Source organism: Pseudoalteromonas sp. meg-B1 (genome assembly GCF_003173795.1).
Taxonomy (GTDB): Bacteria; Pseudomonadota; Gammaproteobacteria; order Enterobacterales; family Alteromonadaceae; genus Pseudoalteromonas; species Pseudoalteromonas undina.
Window position 1 is genome coordinate 255,594 of sequence record NZ_QGQU01000001.1, and the last position, 13,389, is coordinate 268,982.

14 protein-coding genes and 1 riboswitch are annotated in these 13,389 nt (G+C 39.9%); of the genes, 10 read left to right on the plus strand and 4 right to left on the minus strand.

Translation table 11 applies throughout. From position 1 onward, the window contains the following. Positions 1 to 122: 122 nt before the first annotated feature. The 7 genes from DK924_RS01185 to ung all read left to right on the plus strand — a co-directional run bounded on the left by DK924_RS01185 (position 123) and on the right by ung (position 6,736). A complete protein-coding gene (locus DK924_RS01185) occupies positions 123 to 1,052 on the plus strand; it encodes a porin (RefSeq protein WP_010391543.1) in 930 nt (309 codons plus the stop codon). 57 nt (positions 1,053 to 1,109) lie between these two features. Beyond that, positions 1,110 to 1,240, plus strand: a riboswitch (cobalamin riboswitch). Between the two features lie 91 nt (positions 1,241 to 1,331). After that, positions 1,332 to 2,144 (plus strand): ABC transporter ATP-binding protein, encoded by an 813-nt coding sequence (locus tag DK924_RS01190; protein WP_109874137.1) that lies wholly within the window; start codon positions 1,332 to 1,334, stop codon positions 2,142 to 2,144. Position 2,145: 1 nt separating this feature from the next. Further along, positions 2,146 to 3,156 (plus strand): iron ABC transporter permease, encoded by a 1,011-nt coding sequence (locus tag DK924_RS01195; protein ID WP_010391540.1) that lies wholly within the window; start codon positions 2,146 to 2,148, stop codon positions 3,154 to 3,156. Continuing rightward, positions 3,156 to 4,637: a cobyric acid synthase gene (locus tag DK924_RS01200; RefSeq protein ID WP_109874138.1), complete on the plus strand. Its 1,482-nt coding sequence runs from the start codon at positions 3,156 to 3,158 to the stop codon at positions 4,635 to 4,637. The genes DK924_RS01195 and DK924_RS01200 overlap by 1 nt, the downstream gene beginning before the upstream one ends. Next, positions 4,630 to 5,229 carry a cob(I)yrinic acid a,c-diamide adenosyltransferase gene (cobO, locus tag DK924_RS01205; RefSeq protein WP_016900538.1) on the plus strand — a complete coding sequence of 200 codons (600 nt, stop codon included), beginning with the start codon at positions 4,630 to 4,632 and terminating at the stop codon, positions 5,227 to 5,229. The genes DK924_RS01200 and cobO overlap by 8 nt, the downstream gene beginning before the upstream one ends. Continuing rightward, a complete protein-coding gene (locus DK924_RS01210) occupies positions 5,229 to 6,077 on the plus strand; it encodes a cobalamin-binding protein (protein ID WP_109874139.1) in 849 nt (282 codons plus the stop codon). The genes cobO and DK924_RS01210 overlap by 1 nt, the downstream gene beginning before the upstream one ends. After that, positions 6,074 to 6,736 carry a uracil-DNA glycosylase gene (gene ung, locus DK924_RS01215; RefSeq protein ID WP_016900536.1) on the plus strand — a complete coding sequence of 221 codons (663 nt, stop codon included), beginning with the start codon at positions 6,074 to 6,076 and terminating at the stop codon, positions 6,734 to 6,736. The genes DK924_RS01210 and ung overlap by 4 nt, the downstream gene beginning before the upstream one ends. A 59-nt stretch (positions 6,737 to 6,795) precedes the next feature. On the opposite strand, the gene DK924_RS01220 is transcribed toward ung, so the two are convergent. After that, complete coding sequence (locus DK924_RS01220; protein ID WP_008110646.1) at positions 6,796 to 6,984, minus strand: DUF3545 family protein; 189 nt, start codon at positions 6,982 to 6,984, stop codon at positions 6,796 to 6,798. Positions 6,985 to 7,210: 226 nt separating this feature from the next. Continuing rightward, positions 7,211 to 8,161: a transaldolase gene (tal, locus tag DK924_RS01225; RefSeq protein ID WP_109874140.1), complete on the minus strand. Its 951-nt coding sequence runs from the start codon at positions 8,159 to 8,161 to the stop codon at positions 7,211 to 7,213. A 218-nt stretch (positions 8,162 to 8,379) separates the two neighbouring features. Here tal and yaaA point away from each other — a divergent pair, with 218 nt between their 5' ends. Both yaaA and DK924_RS01235 read left to right on the plus strand, forming a co-directional pair. After that, a complete protein-coding gene (yaaA, locus tag DK924_RS01230) occupies positions 8,380 to 9,159 on the plus strand; it encodes a peroxide stress protein YaaA (RefSeq protein WP_013465813.1) in 780 nt (259 codons plus the stop codon). Positions 9,160 to 9,278: 119 nt separating this feature from the next. Then, positions 9,279 to 10,235: a mechanosensitive ion channel family protein gene (locus tag DK924_RS01235; RefSeq protein WP_109874141.1), complete on the plus strand. Its 957-nt coding sequence runs from the start codon at positions 9,279 to 9,281 to the stop codon at positions 10,233 to 10,235. Between the two features lie 448 nt (positions 10,236 to 10,683). Here the strand turns inward: DK924_RS01235 and DK924_RS01240 are convergent, their stop codons facing one another. Next, positions 10,684 to 11,004, minus strand: coding sequence for a BON domain-containing protein (locus DK924_RS01240; RefSeq protein WP_024600791.1), 321 nt, complete (start codon positions 11,002 to 11,004; stop codon positions 10,684 to 10,686). A 238-nt stretch (positions 11,005 to 11,242) separates the two neighbouring features. Continuing rightward, on the minus strand, positions 11,243 to 12,469 hold the full coding sequence (gene srmB / locus DK924_RS01245) for an ATP-dependent RNA helicase SrmB (RefSeq protein WP_010391528.1): 1,227 nt from the start codon (positions 12,467 to 12,469) through the stop codon (positions 11,243 to 11,245). Positions 12,470 to 12,545: 76 nt separating this feature from the next. Between srmB and DK924_RS01250 the strand changes: the two genes are divergently transcribed. After that, the gene (locus DK924_RS01250; protein ID WP_010391527.1) at positions 12,546 to 13,244 is read left to right on the plus strand and encodes a tRNA1(Val) (adenine(37)-N6)-methyltransferase; all 699 of its coding nucleotides are present in this window, start codon (positions 12,546 to 12,548) and stop codon (positions 13,242 to 13,244) included. Positions 13,245 to 13,389 lie beyond the last annotated feature (145 nt).

Genomic DNA, 13,389 nt, shown 5'->3' on the forward strand with positions numbered 1-13,389 from the left:
TTAATGCAGTTTTATTAACTTAAAAAGACAAAAATGTGTCCTTTGTAATATTTTTGTCATTTAGTGGTGACACACTGCTGCTGTTTTAAAAATTAGTCTATTGTGATTATCGAGGAAATAACATGAAATTTGCAAAATCGAGCTTATGCTTAGCCTTACTTAGTGGTTTATCTTTTAATGCGCTTGCAGAAGTAGACATTTACGGTAAAGCGAATGTAACCGTTCAATCATCTGACGATGGTGAAGGGTCGTTTACTGAAATTAAAAGTAATGCATCTCGTTTCGGACTTAAAGGGTCTGAAAAAATTTCAGACGGTTTAGAAGCTGTTTATAAGTTTGAATTTCAGGTTGATGTGTCGGATGCTGACTCAAAAGGCGATAAAGATAATATTTCAGCACGTAATCAATATGTAGGTTTTAAAGGTTCATTTGGTCAGGTAGTAATAGGCCGTAACGATACAGCGCTAAAGCAGGCGCAAGGTAAACTTGATTTATTTAATGACCTTGAAGGTGATATTAAAAACACTTTTAAAGGTGAAAACCGCTTAGGTAACTCAGTATCTTACGCTTCAAACTCATATGAAGGCTTTAAAGTATTAGCTTCATTTATTGCAGAAGATGATAAAGATGCCAAAAATGGTTACTCAGTGGCGTTAACTTATGGTGATGCTGGCCTTAAAAAGAGCGCTGTATATGCTGCTGTTGCTGCTGATAGTGAAGTAAATGGTTACGACGTAGTACGTGCAACAGTTCAAGGTAAAATTGAAGATTTTAGACTTGGTGCAATGTACCAAACACAAGAAAAAGTAGACGGTAGCGCTGAAGCTGACGGTTACTTAGTGAATGCAGCTTACCTAATGGGTAGCAACACTTTTAAAGTGCAATATCAAACAATGGATTTTGATGACAGCGATGATAAAAGTGCAGTATCGGTAGGTGTTGATCACAAGCTAAACAAAAATCTTAAGGTGTTTGGCTTTTACTCAAGTTTTGATATGGACAACAACGTTGACCAAGATTACCTAGGTTTAGGTATGGAATATAAGTTTTAACTAGACCTCAGTTAAAACACTCCCTTTTAACCGCACTCAGCTGAGTGCGGTTTTTTTTGCTTTAAATTATTTACTTATCTGCGCATAATAGCCAAGCATTTGGAATGAGGTGAAACTCCTCAACTATACCCGTAACTGTAATCAGTTTTACTGTAAGTCAGATACAAGTGCCTTAAAACTTCATATAACGAGCGGGTTAACTCATTTTCTTTTTGGTACTTGTGGTACTTGTGGTACTTGTGGTACTGAGTGTGGGTTTTCCCTGCCTAGGATAATTTTTTGCACACTCAAACCGCTAAAAAAACTGCACTTCTAACCGTTAAAAATGTCTCTTGGCGAGTGGGTAACACCTTAATCCTTGAGCATATTAATTTGAGTATTGAGCGTGGCAAGTTTGTTGGCTTAATTGGTCCTAATGGTGCGGGAAAATCGAGTTTACTGCGTTGCTTGTATCGATTTAATCAGCCGTCAGCGGGAGAGGTTAAATTTAATAACACCGATATTTGGCAACTAAAAAGCGAAGACTACGCCAAGCAAGTTGCCGTTGTGCTACAAGAAACACCGTCGCAATTTAACCTCTCGTTATTCGATGTTGTGGCTCTAGGGCTTACGCCACATAAAACGGTATTCAGTTCGACCACCCAAGCAGATAAACAAAAAATAGCTCAGGCTATTAGCCATGTGGGGCTTGAATCTCATAGTACTCAATTATTTGATTCGCTATCTGGCGGTGAAAAGCAACGAGCCTTTATTGCCCGCGCTATTGTGCAGCAACCGCAACTTCTTATTATGGATGAACCAACTAGTCACCTTGATGTGAAATATCAAATTCAACTGATGGAGCTGGCTAAATCTCTAGGGATCACGGTATTTGCGTCATTTCATGACTTAAATTTAGCTGCTGCTATGTGTGATGAGTTAGTGGTTATTAAAAATGGAAAAGTTGTTGATGCAGGTAAGCCAAATAAAGTGGTCACTGAGCAGATGCTGGATGAGGTGTTTGGCGTTTGTGCACAAGTGAGCACTCACCCTCAATCAGCAGCTTCGGGTGAGGCTATTCCTCATATTACTTATTATTATGGATACCAATAATATGACGGTTTTTTCTAACCATACCGTTGCATTAATCGCTGCGCTACTATGCGCACTATTAAGTTTATTTATTGCACTGAGTTTTGGTGCGGCACCCACGTCGCTCGCAGATGTATATCAAAGCTTAACCTTTTCAAACGAGGCTTCATTTACCAGCCGTATTATTATTGAATTAAGAATGCCACGTACTTTGTTGGCTTTTTTAGCCGGTAGTGGCTTAGCGATTGCAGGTTTAATACTACAAACAGTCACCCGTAATCCCTTAGCAGATCCTTATTTATTTGGTATTTCGTCCGGCGCTTCATTAGGTGTGGTTATACTAATGTCTTTTGTGGGAGCTGGGGCGGGTATTGCGCTATCTGGGGCGGCATTAACCGGTAGTTTAGTGGCGATGGGATTATTAATTTTAATTGCTGGCAGCCAGCGTAATGCCCAAGTTGAATCGATGTTATTGGCGGGGGTAGCCCTATCATTTTTATTTAGTGCTTTTACTAGTTTGCTACTTTATTGGAGCGATCCACAAGCGGTCGCGGCTATTTTATTTTGGACTTTAGGTAGTTTTGCTAAAGCACAGTGGCAGTCGCTGCTGTTACCTGTCTTAGTCATTATAGTTTGTACAATAATCATGTTGGGTTTTAGGCGCCAGCTTAATGCCATGTTGTTAGGCGATGAAAGTGCGACAACGCTTGGCGTAAGAGTACATCGTTTTAGAATTTTAATGCTTATTTTAAGCTCGTTGATCACGGCCGTGTTAGTTGCCAACTGTGGTGGTATTGGTTTTGTTGGCTTGATGGTGCCACACATAGTGCGCTTTTTTATCTCTCAAGGTAGCCGCGTTGGATTATTAATGACCGGATTAGTCGGGGGAATATTTATGGTGTGGGTCGATGTGCTCGCTCGCTCACTATTAAGTAATCAAGAGTTGCCAATCGGGGTGATCACGGCGGCTATCGGCAGTCTATTCTTTTTAAGTATATTGTATTTTCGTAAGCGTCAGCTGGTGGTTCAATAATGAAAACACTAATGGTACAAGGCACTACCTCAGATGCGGGTAAAAGTACCCTGGTTGCAGCACTTTGCAGAGTGTTTGCTAATCAAGGTGTTAATGTAGCGCCGTTTAAACCGCAAAATATGGCGCTTAATAGTGCCGTAACTCATGATGGCGGTGAAATTGGTAGAGCACAGGCATTACAAGCCGTTGCGGCAAAAGTTGCACCTGAAATAGACTTTAACCCGATATTACTCAAACCCAATAGTGATACCGGCGCGCAAGTTATTATTCATGGTAGGGCTATTAGCAATATGGAAGCCGACTCTTACCATGACTATAAAAAAGTGGCTATGGAAGCGGTATTAACCTCGCATAATCGTTTAGCTAAACGCTTTGACTTATTGTTGGTTGAAGGGGCTGGTAGCCCAGCTGAAATTAACTTACGCGCAAACGATATCGCCAATATGGGCTACGCCGAAAAGGTCGATTGTCCGGTTATTATTATTGCTGATATTGATAAAGGGGGTGTGTTTGCTCACCTAGTAGGGACTTTGGCGCTATTAAGCGAATCAGAGCAAGCACGGGTAAAAGGCTTTGTGATTAACCGTTTTCGTGGTGACATTAGCCTATTACAAGGCGGGTTAGATTGGCTTGAAGAGTACACAGGTAAACCTGTGTTAGGGGTGTTACCCTACCTACACGATTTAGCACTTGATGCCGAAGATGCCGTTGCTATAGATAATAATGTGACCGAAGCCAGCATTAATATTGCGGTGCTGCTAGTGCCTCATATTAGTAACCATACCGATTTTGATGCACTGCGATTACACCCACATATAAATATAACCTATGTGCGCCATACTCAAACAATTCCTGATGTTGATTTAATTATTGTGCCTGGCAGTAAAAATGTACTTAGCGATTTGGTATTTTTAAAAAATGAAGGCTGGGATCAGCAAATAAAACGCCATTTACGCTATGGTGGCAAAGTATTGGGTATTTGCGGCGGTATGCAAATGCTAGGTAATACGATTTGTGACCCTAATGCGGTGGAATCATCATTAGGGCAAATAGCTGGGTTAGCGCTTAGTGATTTTGATACCATTTTAGGTGAGCAAAAAGTGCTAAGCCAAGTAAATGCAATACTCAATTTAAACCAGCAGCAGGTTGCTTGTCAGGGTTACGAAATACATGCTGGGATCAGTAAAGGTCAGGCGCTCAACAAACCACTTATTCGCTTTAATAAACACCCAAATGGCTTTGAAACTGATGGTTTTATTAGTGATGATAATGCTATTGCTGGTACTTATTTACATGGCTTATTTGACAACGCAGCCGCTACAGAGCTGCTATTAAAGTGGCTAAAACCTGACAGTGAAATTAGTGGTATCAGCATCAATGAGCATCGCGAGCGCCAGCTAGAACGCCTCGCTGAAATGTGCCAAACACATTTAAACATTGAACAAATTATTAAAATTTACCAAGGACATAACAATGACTGAATCAACAAACGACAAGCACCAACAGCGCCAGCAAAAAGTAAAAGAACAAGTTGATGCTCGAGTAGCAGCGGCACAGCAAGAAAAAGGCATTTTTCAGGTTATTACTGGTAATGGCAAAGGTAAATCAACCTCTGGTTTTGGTGTGGTTGCACGCTGTGTTGGCCATGGTAAAAAGGCCGCGGTATGTCAGTTCATTAAAGGTACATGGGAATGTGGTGAGCGTAATTTACTACAAGGAGCTGGAGTTGAATTTGCTGTTATGAACACAGGTTTTACTTGGGATACGCAAAATAAAGAGGCCGATACTGCGGCAGCACAAGCAACATGGCAAGAGTCAAAGCGGATGCTAAGCGACAGCAGTATCGATGTGGTATTACTCGATGAGCTCACCTATATGGTGACCTATGGCTATATCGACCTTGAGGAAGTGGTTGCTGCAATTAACAACCGACCTGTAATGCAATCGGTAATTATTACTGGCCGTGCTGCGCACCGTACTTTAATTGAGCTGGCCGATACCGTAAGTGAAGTGCGTAATGTAAAGCATGCGTTTGAGTCGGGCGTAAAAGCACTAAAAGGCTTTGATTACTAATGTTAAAACGCATTATTCTTGGGATGTTATTGTTTGCTGTTTATGTACCTCAAGCCTTAGCCGACAAGCCGCTTCGTATTGTGGCTTTGGCACCACACATAGTCGAAAATTTATATGCCATTGGGGCGGGTGATCTAATAGTGGGCACGCTGGATTACGCAGATTACCCACAAGAGGCGACTAAAATTGAGCGTATCGGCGGCTATAATGGCATTTCTATCGAAAAGTTACTCATGCTCAAGCCTGACATGGTCATTGCGTGGAAAAGCGGTAATCAGGCAGAAGATTTAGCACAAATTAAGCGACTAGGGATTGAATTGCATTTAAGTAATCCACGCTCTATTGAAGGCGTAGCTAAGGAAATACTAAAATTAGGTCAATTAACCGGTCATATTGAGCAAAGTAAAAAAGTAGCTGAGGCATTTACAGTTAAGCTCAACGCAATTAAAGCCGCGCAGCATAATAAAACAATGCTTACTGGGTTTTATCAGCTGTGGCCAGAGCCTATGATGACGGTATCAAAAAATACCTGGATAAATCAGTTAATCGAAACCTGCCAAGTAACCAATGTATTTGCCGACAGCGACACAGATTACCCACAAATCAGCATTGAAAACGTGATAGTGACTAAGCCACAAGTTATTATTATTCCTGATGAAAAATCAAAACGGGTAATACCTACAGTTAATTGGCAGCAATGGCCTGAAATTCCGGCGGTTAAATATGAGCAATTTATTAGCGTTAACGCGGATTTGTTACATCGTTTTTCCCCTAGAATGCTTGATGGGTTAGCACAAATGTGTGACAAAATTGAGGTATCTAGAGAACTTATTAAGAGTCAATTATGAGCAACTGGTCATCTTTTTTAAATCACGAACTTAGCCAAGCATATATGCAGCAAACCCTTGAATATGTTGCGAATAAACGATCAAACGGTATTGCTGTGTTTCCACCAGAACCGCAGGTGTTTAACGCGTTTGATGCAACTCCACTTAGTGACATTAAAGTGGTTATATTAGGTCAAGACCCTTACCATGGAGAAGGGCAAGCGCATGGCTTGTGTTTTTCTGTATTGCCTGAAGTTAAAAAGCTCCCGCCTTCACTTAAAAATATTTATAAAGAGTTAGTGACTGACATTAATGGTTTTATTACACCGGAGCATGGCTATTTACAAAGCTGGGCAGATCAAGGTGTGTTTTTGCTTAATACCGTACTAACAGTAGAGCAAGGGCAAGCCCATTCCCATAAACATTTAGGTTGGGAGCAATTTACCGATAACGTAATTACTCATATAAATGAGCATTGCCAAGGAGTGGTGTTTATTTTGTGGGGCGCACATGCACAAAAAAAAGGTAAAAGCATTGATCGCCAGCGCCATCATGTATTGTCTGGGCCGCACCCTTCACCGCTTTCAGCGCATCGCGGCTTTTTTGGCTGTCAGCACTTTTCAAAAACCAATGAACTGTTAATAGCGCAAGGAGCACAGCCCATTAATTGGCAAGTATAGGGTAATTGGTATTAAAAAAGGCTTTCATAAATGAAAGCCTTTTTAGATGCTGTTGTTGATTAAAACTCTAATTCATCAATAGCAATACTATCAGCAAAATAGTCGAGCTCCTGTAGTTCTTTGCGCAAACGTTGCTTATCTTTTATTGCTTCTATTTCGCGCCATTTTCTTTTTTTATTTTTTTGAGAGGTTTTTTTCGATGTATCAGAACCTTCTAATATCTCTATTATTTCGTTTAGGCTATCCATTGATTATCTCCTATTGACCACTTTTTGAACCTCGGCAGTATCTATACCACAGCTATTAATAAAATAGAATATAAATGTGACGAAACTGTTACTGATGGGTGGTATTTTGATGAAGATCAATACAAAAAGAACGTAAATGGGGACAAGTCGAGTATTTAAAGTAAATCGCAGACATAAAAAAACGCCGCTAAAAGCGACGTTTTTTAACTCATTAAACAGCTGTTAGTTACATCGCTTTAAAGCGTGCCTCTAGTTGCTCTTGCGCATCTGCAAATGAGCGAATACCTTCAGCTAGTTTCTCAGTAGCCATAGCATCTTGGTTATGTAACCAACGGAACTGTGCTTCGCTAAGTGGCTCTGGTTTTGGCTCTTTAGCAATATCGCTCTCTAGTAAGTATTCTTGTGCGTCTTCTAAATTACCTAGCTCTTCTAAAAGATTAGGGCTAATTGTTAGCTTATCGCAACCTGTAAGGGCAATAATTTCACCGGTATTACGAAAGCTTGCGCCCATAACAACCGTTTTGTAATCGTGACGTTTGTAAAACTCAAAAATACTACGCACCGATTGTACGCCAGGATCTTGTAGCGGGTCGGTTGGTTTTTCCATACCGTTTGCTACGTGCCAATCTAAAATTCTGCCAACAAATGGCGAAATTAAAAATACGTTTGCATCAGCACAGGCACGGGCTTGAGCATTACTAAATAAAAGCGTTAAGTTACATTTAGTGCCTTCTTTTTCTAACTGTTCTGCGGCTTTAATGCCTTCCCAAGTAGAGGCAACTTTAATTAAAATCTTGTCTTTGCTTACACCTTCTTTCTCGTAAAGGCTTAGTAAAGTATGTGCTTTATTAATTGTTGCTTGGGTATCAAATGATAAACGTGCATCAACTTCAGTAGAAATATAACCCGGAACAATTTCGCTAATTTCTTTACCGAGTAATACTGCAAAATAGTCACAAGCCAGCTCTAGTTGTTTTGCAGGCTGTTGCTCGGTTTCTTTAGCGTATTGCCATGCTTTATCTAGATAAGGTTTGTAAGCTTCAATCTCGCTCGCTTTTAAAAGCAGCGATGGATTGGTAGTCGCATCTTCAGGTTGATGTTTTTTTATGGCTTCTATATCGCCCGTGTCGGCCACGATAGAAGAGTGTTGTTTAAGCCTTTGTAGAGCGCTAGTCATTTGCTTTTCCTCATTCCAAGCAAGTTAAAAGAAAATCTAAACTACCTTAATATAGCTATACTGCAACAGTGTGACAATGCTTGATAGGTCTTATGTCCTTATCAATGAAAAAACGGTAACGGTTGAGTTTTAGGTAGGATAATTTTAAACAAAACGTGCTTTTCGTCTCATTTAATGTTGAAATTGACATTAAATAATTTACAAGTCAATAGCTAACTATGATCACTGTTATTTCACCAGCAAAGAATCTTGATTACGACACGCCACCCGCAACAGATAAGTTCACTCAACCTGAATTACTTGAGCACAGCGAAGCGCTCATGAAAGTATGCCGTGAACTAACTCCTGCGCAGATTGGCAGTTTAATGAAAATTAGCGATAAGCTCGCGGGCCTTAATGCAGCACGTTTTAGTGAGTGGGCGCAACCGTTTACTACGAGTAATGCTAAACAAGCGGTGCTTGCCTTTAATGGCGATGTATATGGCGGTTTAGATGCCGACACCCTAACGGCTAAGCAACTTGATTATGCTCAAGAGCATTTACGTATACTCTCGGGTTTATACGGATTATTAAAACCACTTGATCTAATGCAAGCCTACCGCCTAGAAATGGGTACAAAGCTTGAAAACAGCCGTGGTAAAAACCTATATGAGTTTTGGGGCAGTATTATTGCTAATAAACTTAACGACGTTTTAGCGGCACAAGATGCACAATACTTAGTTAATTTAGCGTCTAACGAATACTTTAAAGCGGTAGATAAAAAAACGCTTAACGCACAAATTATTACGCCACATTTTAAAGACTGTAAAAACGGCCAATATAAAGTGATTAGCTTTTACGCTAAAAAAGCGCGCGGCATGATGGCGCGTTACCTTATCGAAAACCAAGTCACGCAATTAAGTCAGCTTAAAGAGTTTACCGTGGCCGGTTATTACTTTAGCTCAGAAGCAACCACTAAAGAACTTGAACCGGTATTTTTGCGCGAAGAGCAAAGCTAAATTTAGCGCTATTTGCAGCTAAACACATACCCAAAAAGCTATGCATTGCATGGCTTTTTTTATACTGGCGCTATTTTTGCAAACCTTAGGTTATTAATAGAAACTAAGGTATAAAATAAATGCTCTCAATTCCCTCAATTACAGAAGCCGAAAAACTTATAGAAGAGAAGCTCGGCGGTTGGTTTGATGTTGTTATAAGTCATATCCCTAACTTTATAGTCGCGGTGATTATTGCGATTATATTTTCATTTATTGCCCGCCTTGCAGGCAAAGGAATGAAAAAAGTATTGCGTCGCTCGCTCGATTCTACTCAAATTGCTGACTTAATGGCCTCCATTTTTAAAGTTATTGTTCTGAGTGTCGGGGTCTTTATTGCCCTTGATTTTATGGGCTTAAAAAGTACCGTTACGTCACTGCTTGCGGGTGCAGGTATTGTTGGTCTCGCCATTGGTTTTGCTTTTCAAGATATGACCGAAAACCTAATTGCGGGTATTGCTATGGGTATTCGTAAACCGTTCAAAGCGGGTGATGTTATCGAGACCGATAACGTATTTGGTTCAGTGCATTCAATAAACTTGCGCAACACACTAATAGAGAGCTTTTACGGGCAGTTGATACTGGTTCCTAATAAAATACTATTTAGAAATGTACTGCGTAATTACAGCACTTTAGGGGTCAGAAGAATAGAGGTACCTGTAGGTATTTCTTACGCTGATGATATAGAAAAAGCCAGTGAAGTTATTGTCGAAAAAATTAATCAATTTGACTTTGTGATCCGCAAAAATGAGACCGCGGTGTACGCAGAAGGCTTTGGTGATAGCAGTATAAACTTACTGGTATGGTTTTGGATTAAATACCCTGGTGAGCCCGATTTTATGACGGTGCGTCACAAAGGCGTTGTGGCAGTAAAGCAAGCACTCGATGCTGCTGATATAAGTATTCCGTTTCCTATTCGTACGTTGGATTTTGGTATTAAGGGCGGTGAAAAACTCGATGCCATGATAAGCGATAAAATAAGTCAGCAGTCAGCAAACAAAGAGGGTGACAATAATAATGATGCAAGCCAAGGTAAATAAATAATTTAAAACCCCATGGTAAAAGCATTGGGAAATAGTTACTGACTATCAGCGCGTTTTTACAAAGTAAAACGCGCTTTTTTATAATAATTAATTGATGATCTGAAGTAATTAAAGCCTTGCGTTAACTAAGTTAAAAGCGTCTCAATTAGAAAACTATATCGATAAGGTTTCTCATCTCAAAATAGATTACTTAATTAATCGAATTTCTGCTCAAGCTTGATGCAAGCCCTATATAGTAAGTGTCTGTGAGTAATAAAGGATTCAATGGTTTAAGTAGCTGCAATGAGCGTCGCGATTGGTGCGTAAACGAAAAAGCTTTTAATCAAGCTATTTAAACTGGATTGGGATTATGTCTGTATTGAATTTATATTGTGCAGGCCATAAAAAGCGCCGCTTGTGTTGGAGAAGCAAGCAGCGCTGAAGAATAAGTTAAGAAGGAGGTGTATTAAATAACACTAATTTTGTTGCGAATTACTTTAACTCCATCCATATTTTCTAAAAATTTTTGTGCAAGAGCACGTTCAAAACCGTTATTAGCTTTGCCTTTAAGTTCAACGTCGCCATTTTCGACCTGTACGTTCAAATTTTCTAATTCTAAATTTGGATTAGTACGTAACTCATGAGTAATAGATTGTTGTAAATTAGGTTGTGTGGCCACACTACTTACTACTGCTAAATGCGTTGCTGCACTAACTTTAAAAGCAGAGACTAATAAAAATAAACAACAAAACGAAATAAAACCGATAGTAAATTTAATGCGACTCATAACTATATCCTTAGTGTTTTTGAAAAAGCAGCGCCGATACTCGGCGTTTTAATACTCATACACTAGCTTGGGTTACAAGTTTCATTCCAAAATTAACTATTTGAAATAATTAGATATTTTGTTAAGTAGTTATTCAGCTAAGTAGTTTTTACATATTACTCTGAATTGCTTACTCACTGTTTTTAAGCCACAAAAAAGCCGACAAACGTCGGCTCAATCAAATGTATTAAAGCTAAAGCTATTTTTTCTTTTTAGCTTTGGCTTTTTTCTTCGCTTTCATTTTTACTGGATCTTTACGCTTTTTAACTGGTGGCTTAGCTTCTTTATGTTTTGGCTCTAATCCTTTAAATACACGGCGTTTTAGCTTCTGCTCTATGTAACGTTCTACTTTGTAAAGGATGCCAATATCGTGCGCTTCAATTAGTGAAATCGCTATGCCTTTTTTACCCGCGCGGCCTGTACGGCCAATACGGTGTACGTAAACATCTGCAGTGCGAGGCATATCAAAGTTAATTACATGGCTTATATCAGCTACATCAATACCACGCGCGGCGACATCGGTCGCGACTAAAATGCGGGTTTTGCCACTGTGAAAATTTTCCATCGCTTTCATGCGTTTATCTTGTGGCATTTCACCACGAAGCCACGCAGCTTTAACGCCGTTATTGGTTAGTTCACCAATAAGGGTTTCAAGGCGCTCACGAGTTTTTACAAACACAATCGCTTTACTAACATCAGGGCCGTTTAAGGTGTTAACTAATAGCTCAAGCTTGTGATGGTAATCGTCAGCTAAATGAACCCATTGATGTATTTTAGCTTTTTCTTTGCGTGATGATTCGGCTTCAAGCAGAGCCGGGTCGTTTAAAATACGCTCTGCAAATAATTCTACGCTGTCACCTTCAAGAGTAGCTGAGAATAAAAAGCACTGACGACGATTTTTAGCTTCATCACAAATACGCAGCATTTCTTTACGAAAGCCCATGTCGAGCATGCGGTCGGCCTCATCAAGAATGAGCATTTCTACGTTTTCTGCGTGGAAGTTTTCAGTTTCCAAATACTCCATTAAACGCCCAGGTGTGGCGATTAAAATGTCGTTATTATTTTCAAAAATTTCTTTGTGTGTACCGTAATTAATACCGCCGGTAACCACCCCAATTTTTAAGTGGGTTTGTTTTGCAAGTAACTCACATTGTTCATGAATTTGATAAGCAAGCTCGCGAGTTGGGGTCATAATTAATACCCGTGCAAAGCCCGGATCACGACGCGGGAAATCCATTAAATATTGAATTGCTGGAATTAAGAATGCCGCCGTTTTACCCGTACCTGTTGGTGCAGACGCTAAAATATCACGCCCTTGCAACGCCTCAGGAATGGCTTGTTGTTGAATGCTAGTAGGGGTTTCAAAACCCATTTTATTAATAGCATTGAGTAGCTTATTATCAAGATCAAATTCAGAAAATTGCATAGAGTGTCAAAAATAGGGGACAATTGCCGTTAATTATACGCACTTAAACCTACTTGGTGAATGAAAAGGTGAAAAAATGTCTGGTTTTGCATTTAAACAATTTAAGGTTGAGCACGACCAGTGCGCCATGAAGGTATCTACCGATGGTATTTTACTTGGAGCATGGGCTGATTTAAGCGGTGCAAGTTCGTTATTAGATATTGGCACAGGTACGGGGTTGTTGGCGTTAATGTGTAAACAGCGAGTGCCAGATTTAAAGGTGAGTGCGGTTGAGGTTGATAAGGCCGCCTACCAGCAAGCTGTACAAAATTGCCAGCAAAGCCCTTGGCCAGACATTAGCATTTATCACCAGTGTGTACAGCAGTTTGCGGCTGAGACTAAATTTGATTGCGTTATATCTAATCCACCTTATTTTAATCACAGTTTAAAAAGTGATAATGCAGCACGCAATGCCGCTCGCCATACCGATGGTTTAAGCTTTGCAGAACTAATTGCTGCGTTTAAACGCTTAACGCATAAGCAAGCACGTTTTAATTTAATTCTGCCTAGTGAAGAGGCACAGTTATTTATAACCTTGGCGCAGCAGCAAGGGCTGTATTTAAGCGCGCATTGCCAAGTAAAAACCACACCGAGTAAAGTGTTCAGCCGCAGCTTAATGCGCTTTAGCTCAATCAAAACAGAATTAGAGCAATCAGTGCTTTGCATAAAAGATGAAAACAACACCTACACAGCTGATTATGTCGGGCTTTGCAAAGCATTTTATTTAAAGATGTAAGCTATTTATTGAGCTTGGTTATCTAGTAAAAAAGGATAATTTACCCATTATGCATACGTATTCAGTTTTTATTTAATCAATCACCAGACTAGTGTTAACCACTTGTAAATAACGTCGAGTATGTTGCTTAACTCGCTCAACACTT

Bases quoted from the DNA above. Each gene is read 5' to 3' on its own strand.
- DK924_RS01185 (WP_010391543.1), top strand. From the start codon at position 123: ATGAAATTTGCAAAATCGAGCTTATGCTTAGCCTTACTTAGTGGTTTA.
- DK924_RS01195 (WP_010391540.1), top strand. From the start codon at position 2,146: ATGACGGTTTTTTCTAACCATACCGTTGCATTAATCGCTGCGCTACTA.
- DK924_RS01200 (WP_109874138.1), top strand. From the start codon at position 3,156: ATGAAAACACTAATGGTACAAGGCACTACCTCAGATGCGGGTAAAAGT.
- cobO (WP_016900538.1), top strand. From the start codon at position 4,630: ATGACTGAATCAACAAACGACAAGCACCAACAGCGCCAGCAAAAAGTA.
- DK924_RS01210 (WP_109874139.1), top strand. From the start codon at position 5,229: ATGTTAAAACGCATTATTCTTGGGATGTTATTGTTTGCTGTTTATGTA.
- ung (WP_016900536.1), top strand. From the start codon at position 6,074: ATGAGCAACTGGTCATCTTTTTTAAATCACGAACTTAGCCAAGCATAT.
- DK924_RS01220 (WP_008110646.1), bottom strand. From the start codon at position 6,984: ATGGATAGCCTAAACGAAATAATAGAGATATTAGAAGGTTCTGATACA.
- tal (WP_109874140.1), bottom strand. From the start codon at position 8,161: ATGACTAGCGCTCTACAAAGGCTTAAACAACACTCTTCTATCGTGGCC.
- yaaA (WP_013465813.1), top strand. From the start codon at position 8,380: ATGATCACTGTTATTTCACCAGCAAAGAATCTTGATTACGACACGCCA.
- DK924_RS01235 (WP_109874141.1), top strand. From the start codon at position 9,279: ATGCTCTCAATTCCCTCAATTACAGAAGCCGAAAAACTTATAGAAGAG.
- DK924_RS01240 (WP_024600791.1), bottom strand. From the start codon at position 11,004: ATGAGTCGCATTAAATTTACTATCGGTTTTATTTCGTTTTGTTGTTTA.
- srmB (WP_010391528.1), bottom strand. From the start codon at position 12,469: ATGCAATTTTCTGAATTTGATCTTGATAATAAGCTACTCAATGCTATT.
- DK924_RS01250 (WP_010391527.1), top strand. From the start codon at position 12,546: ATGTCTGGTTTTGCATTTAAACAATTTAAGGTTGAGCACGACCAGTGC.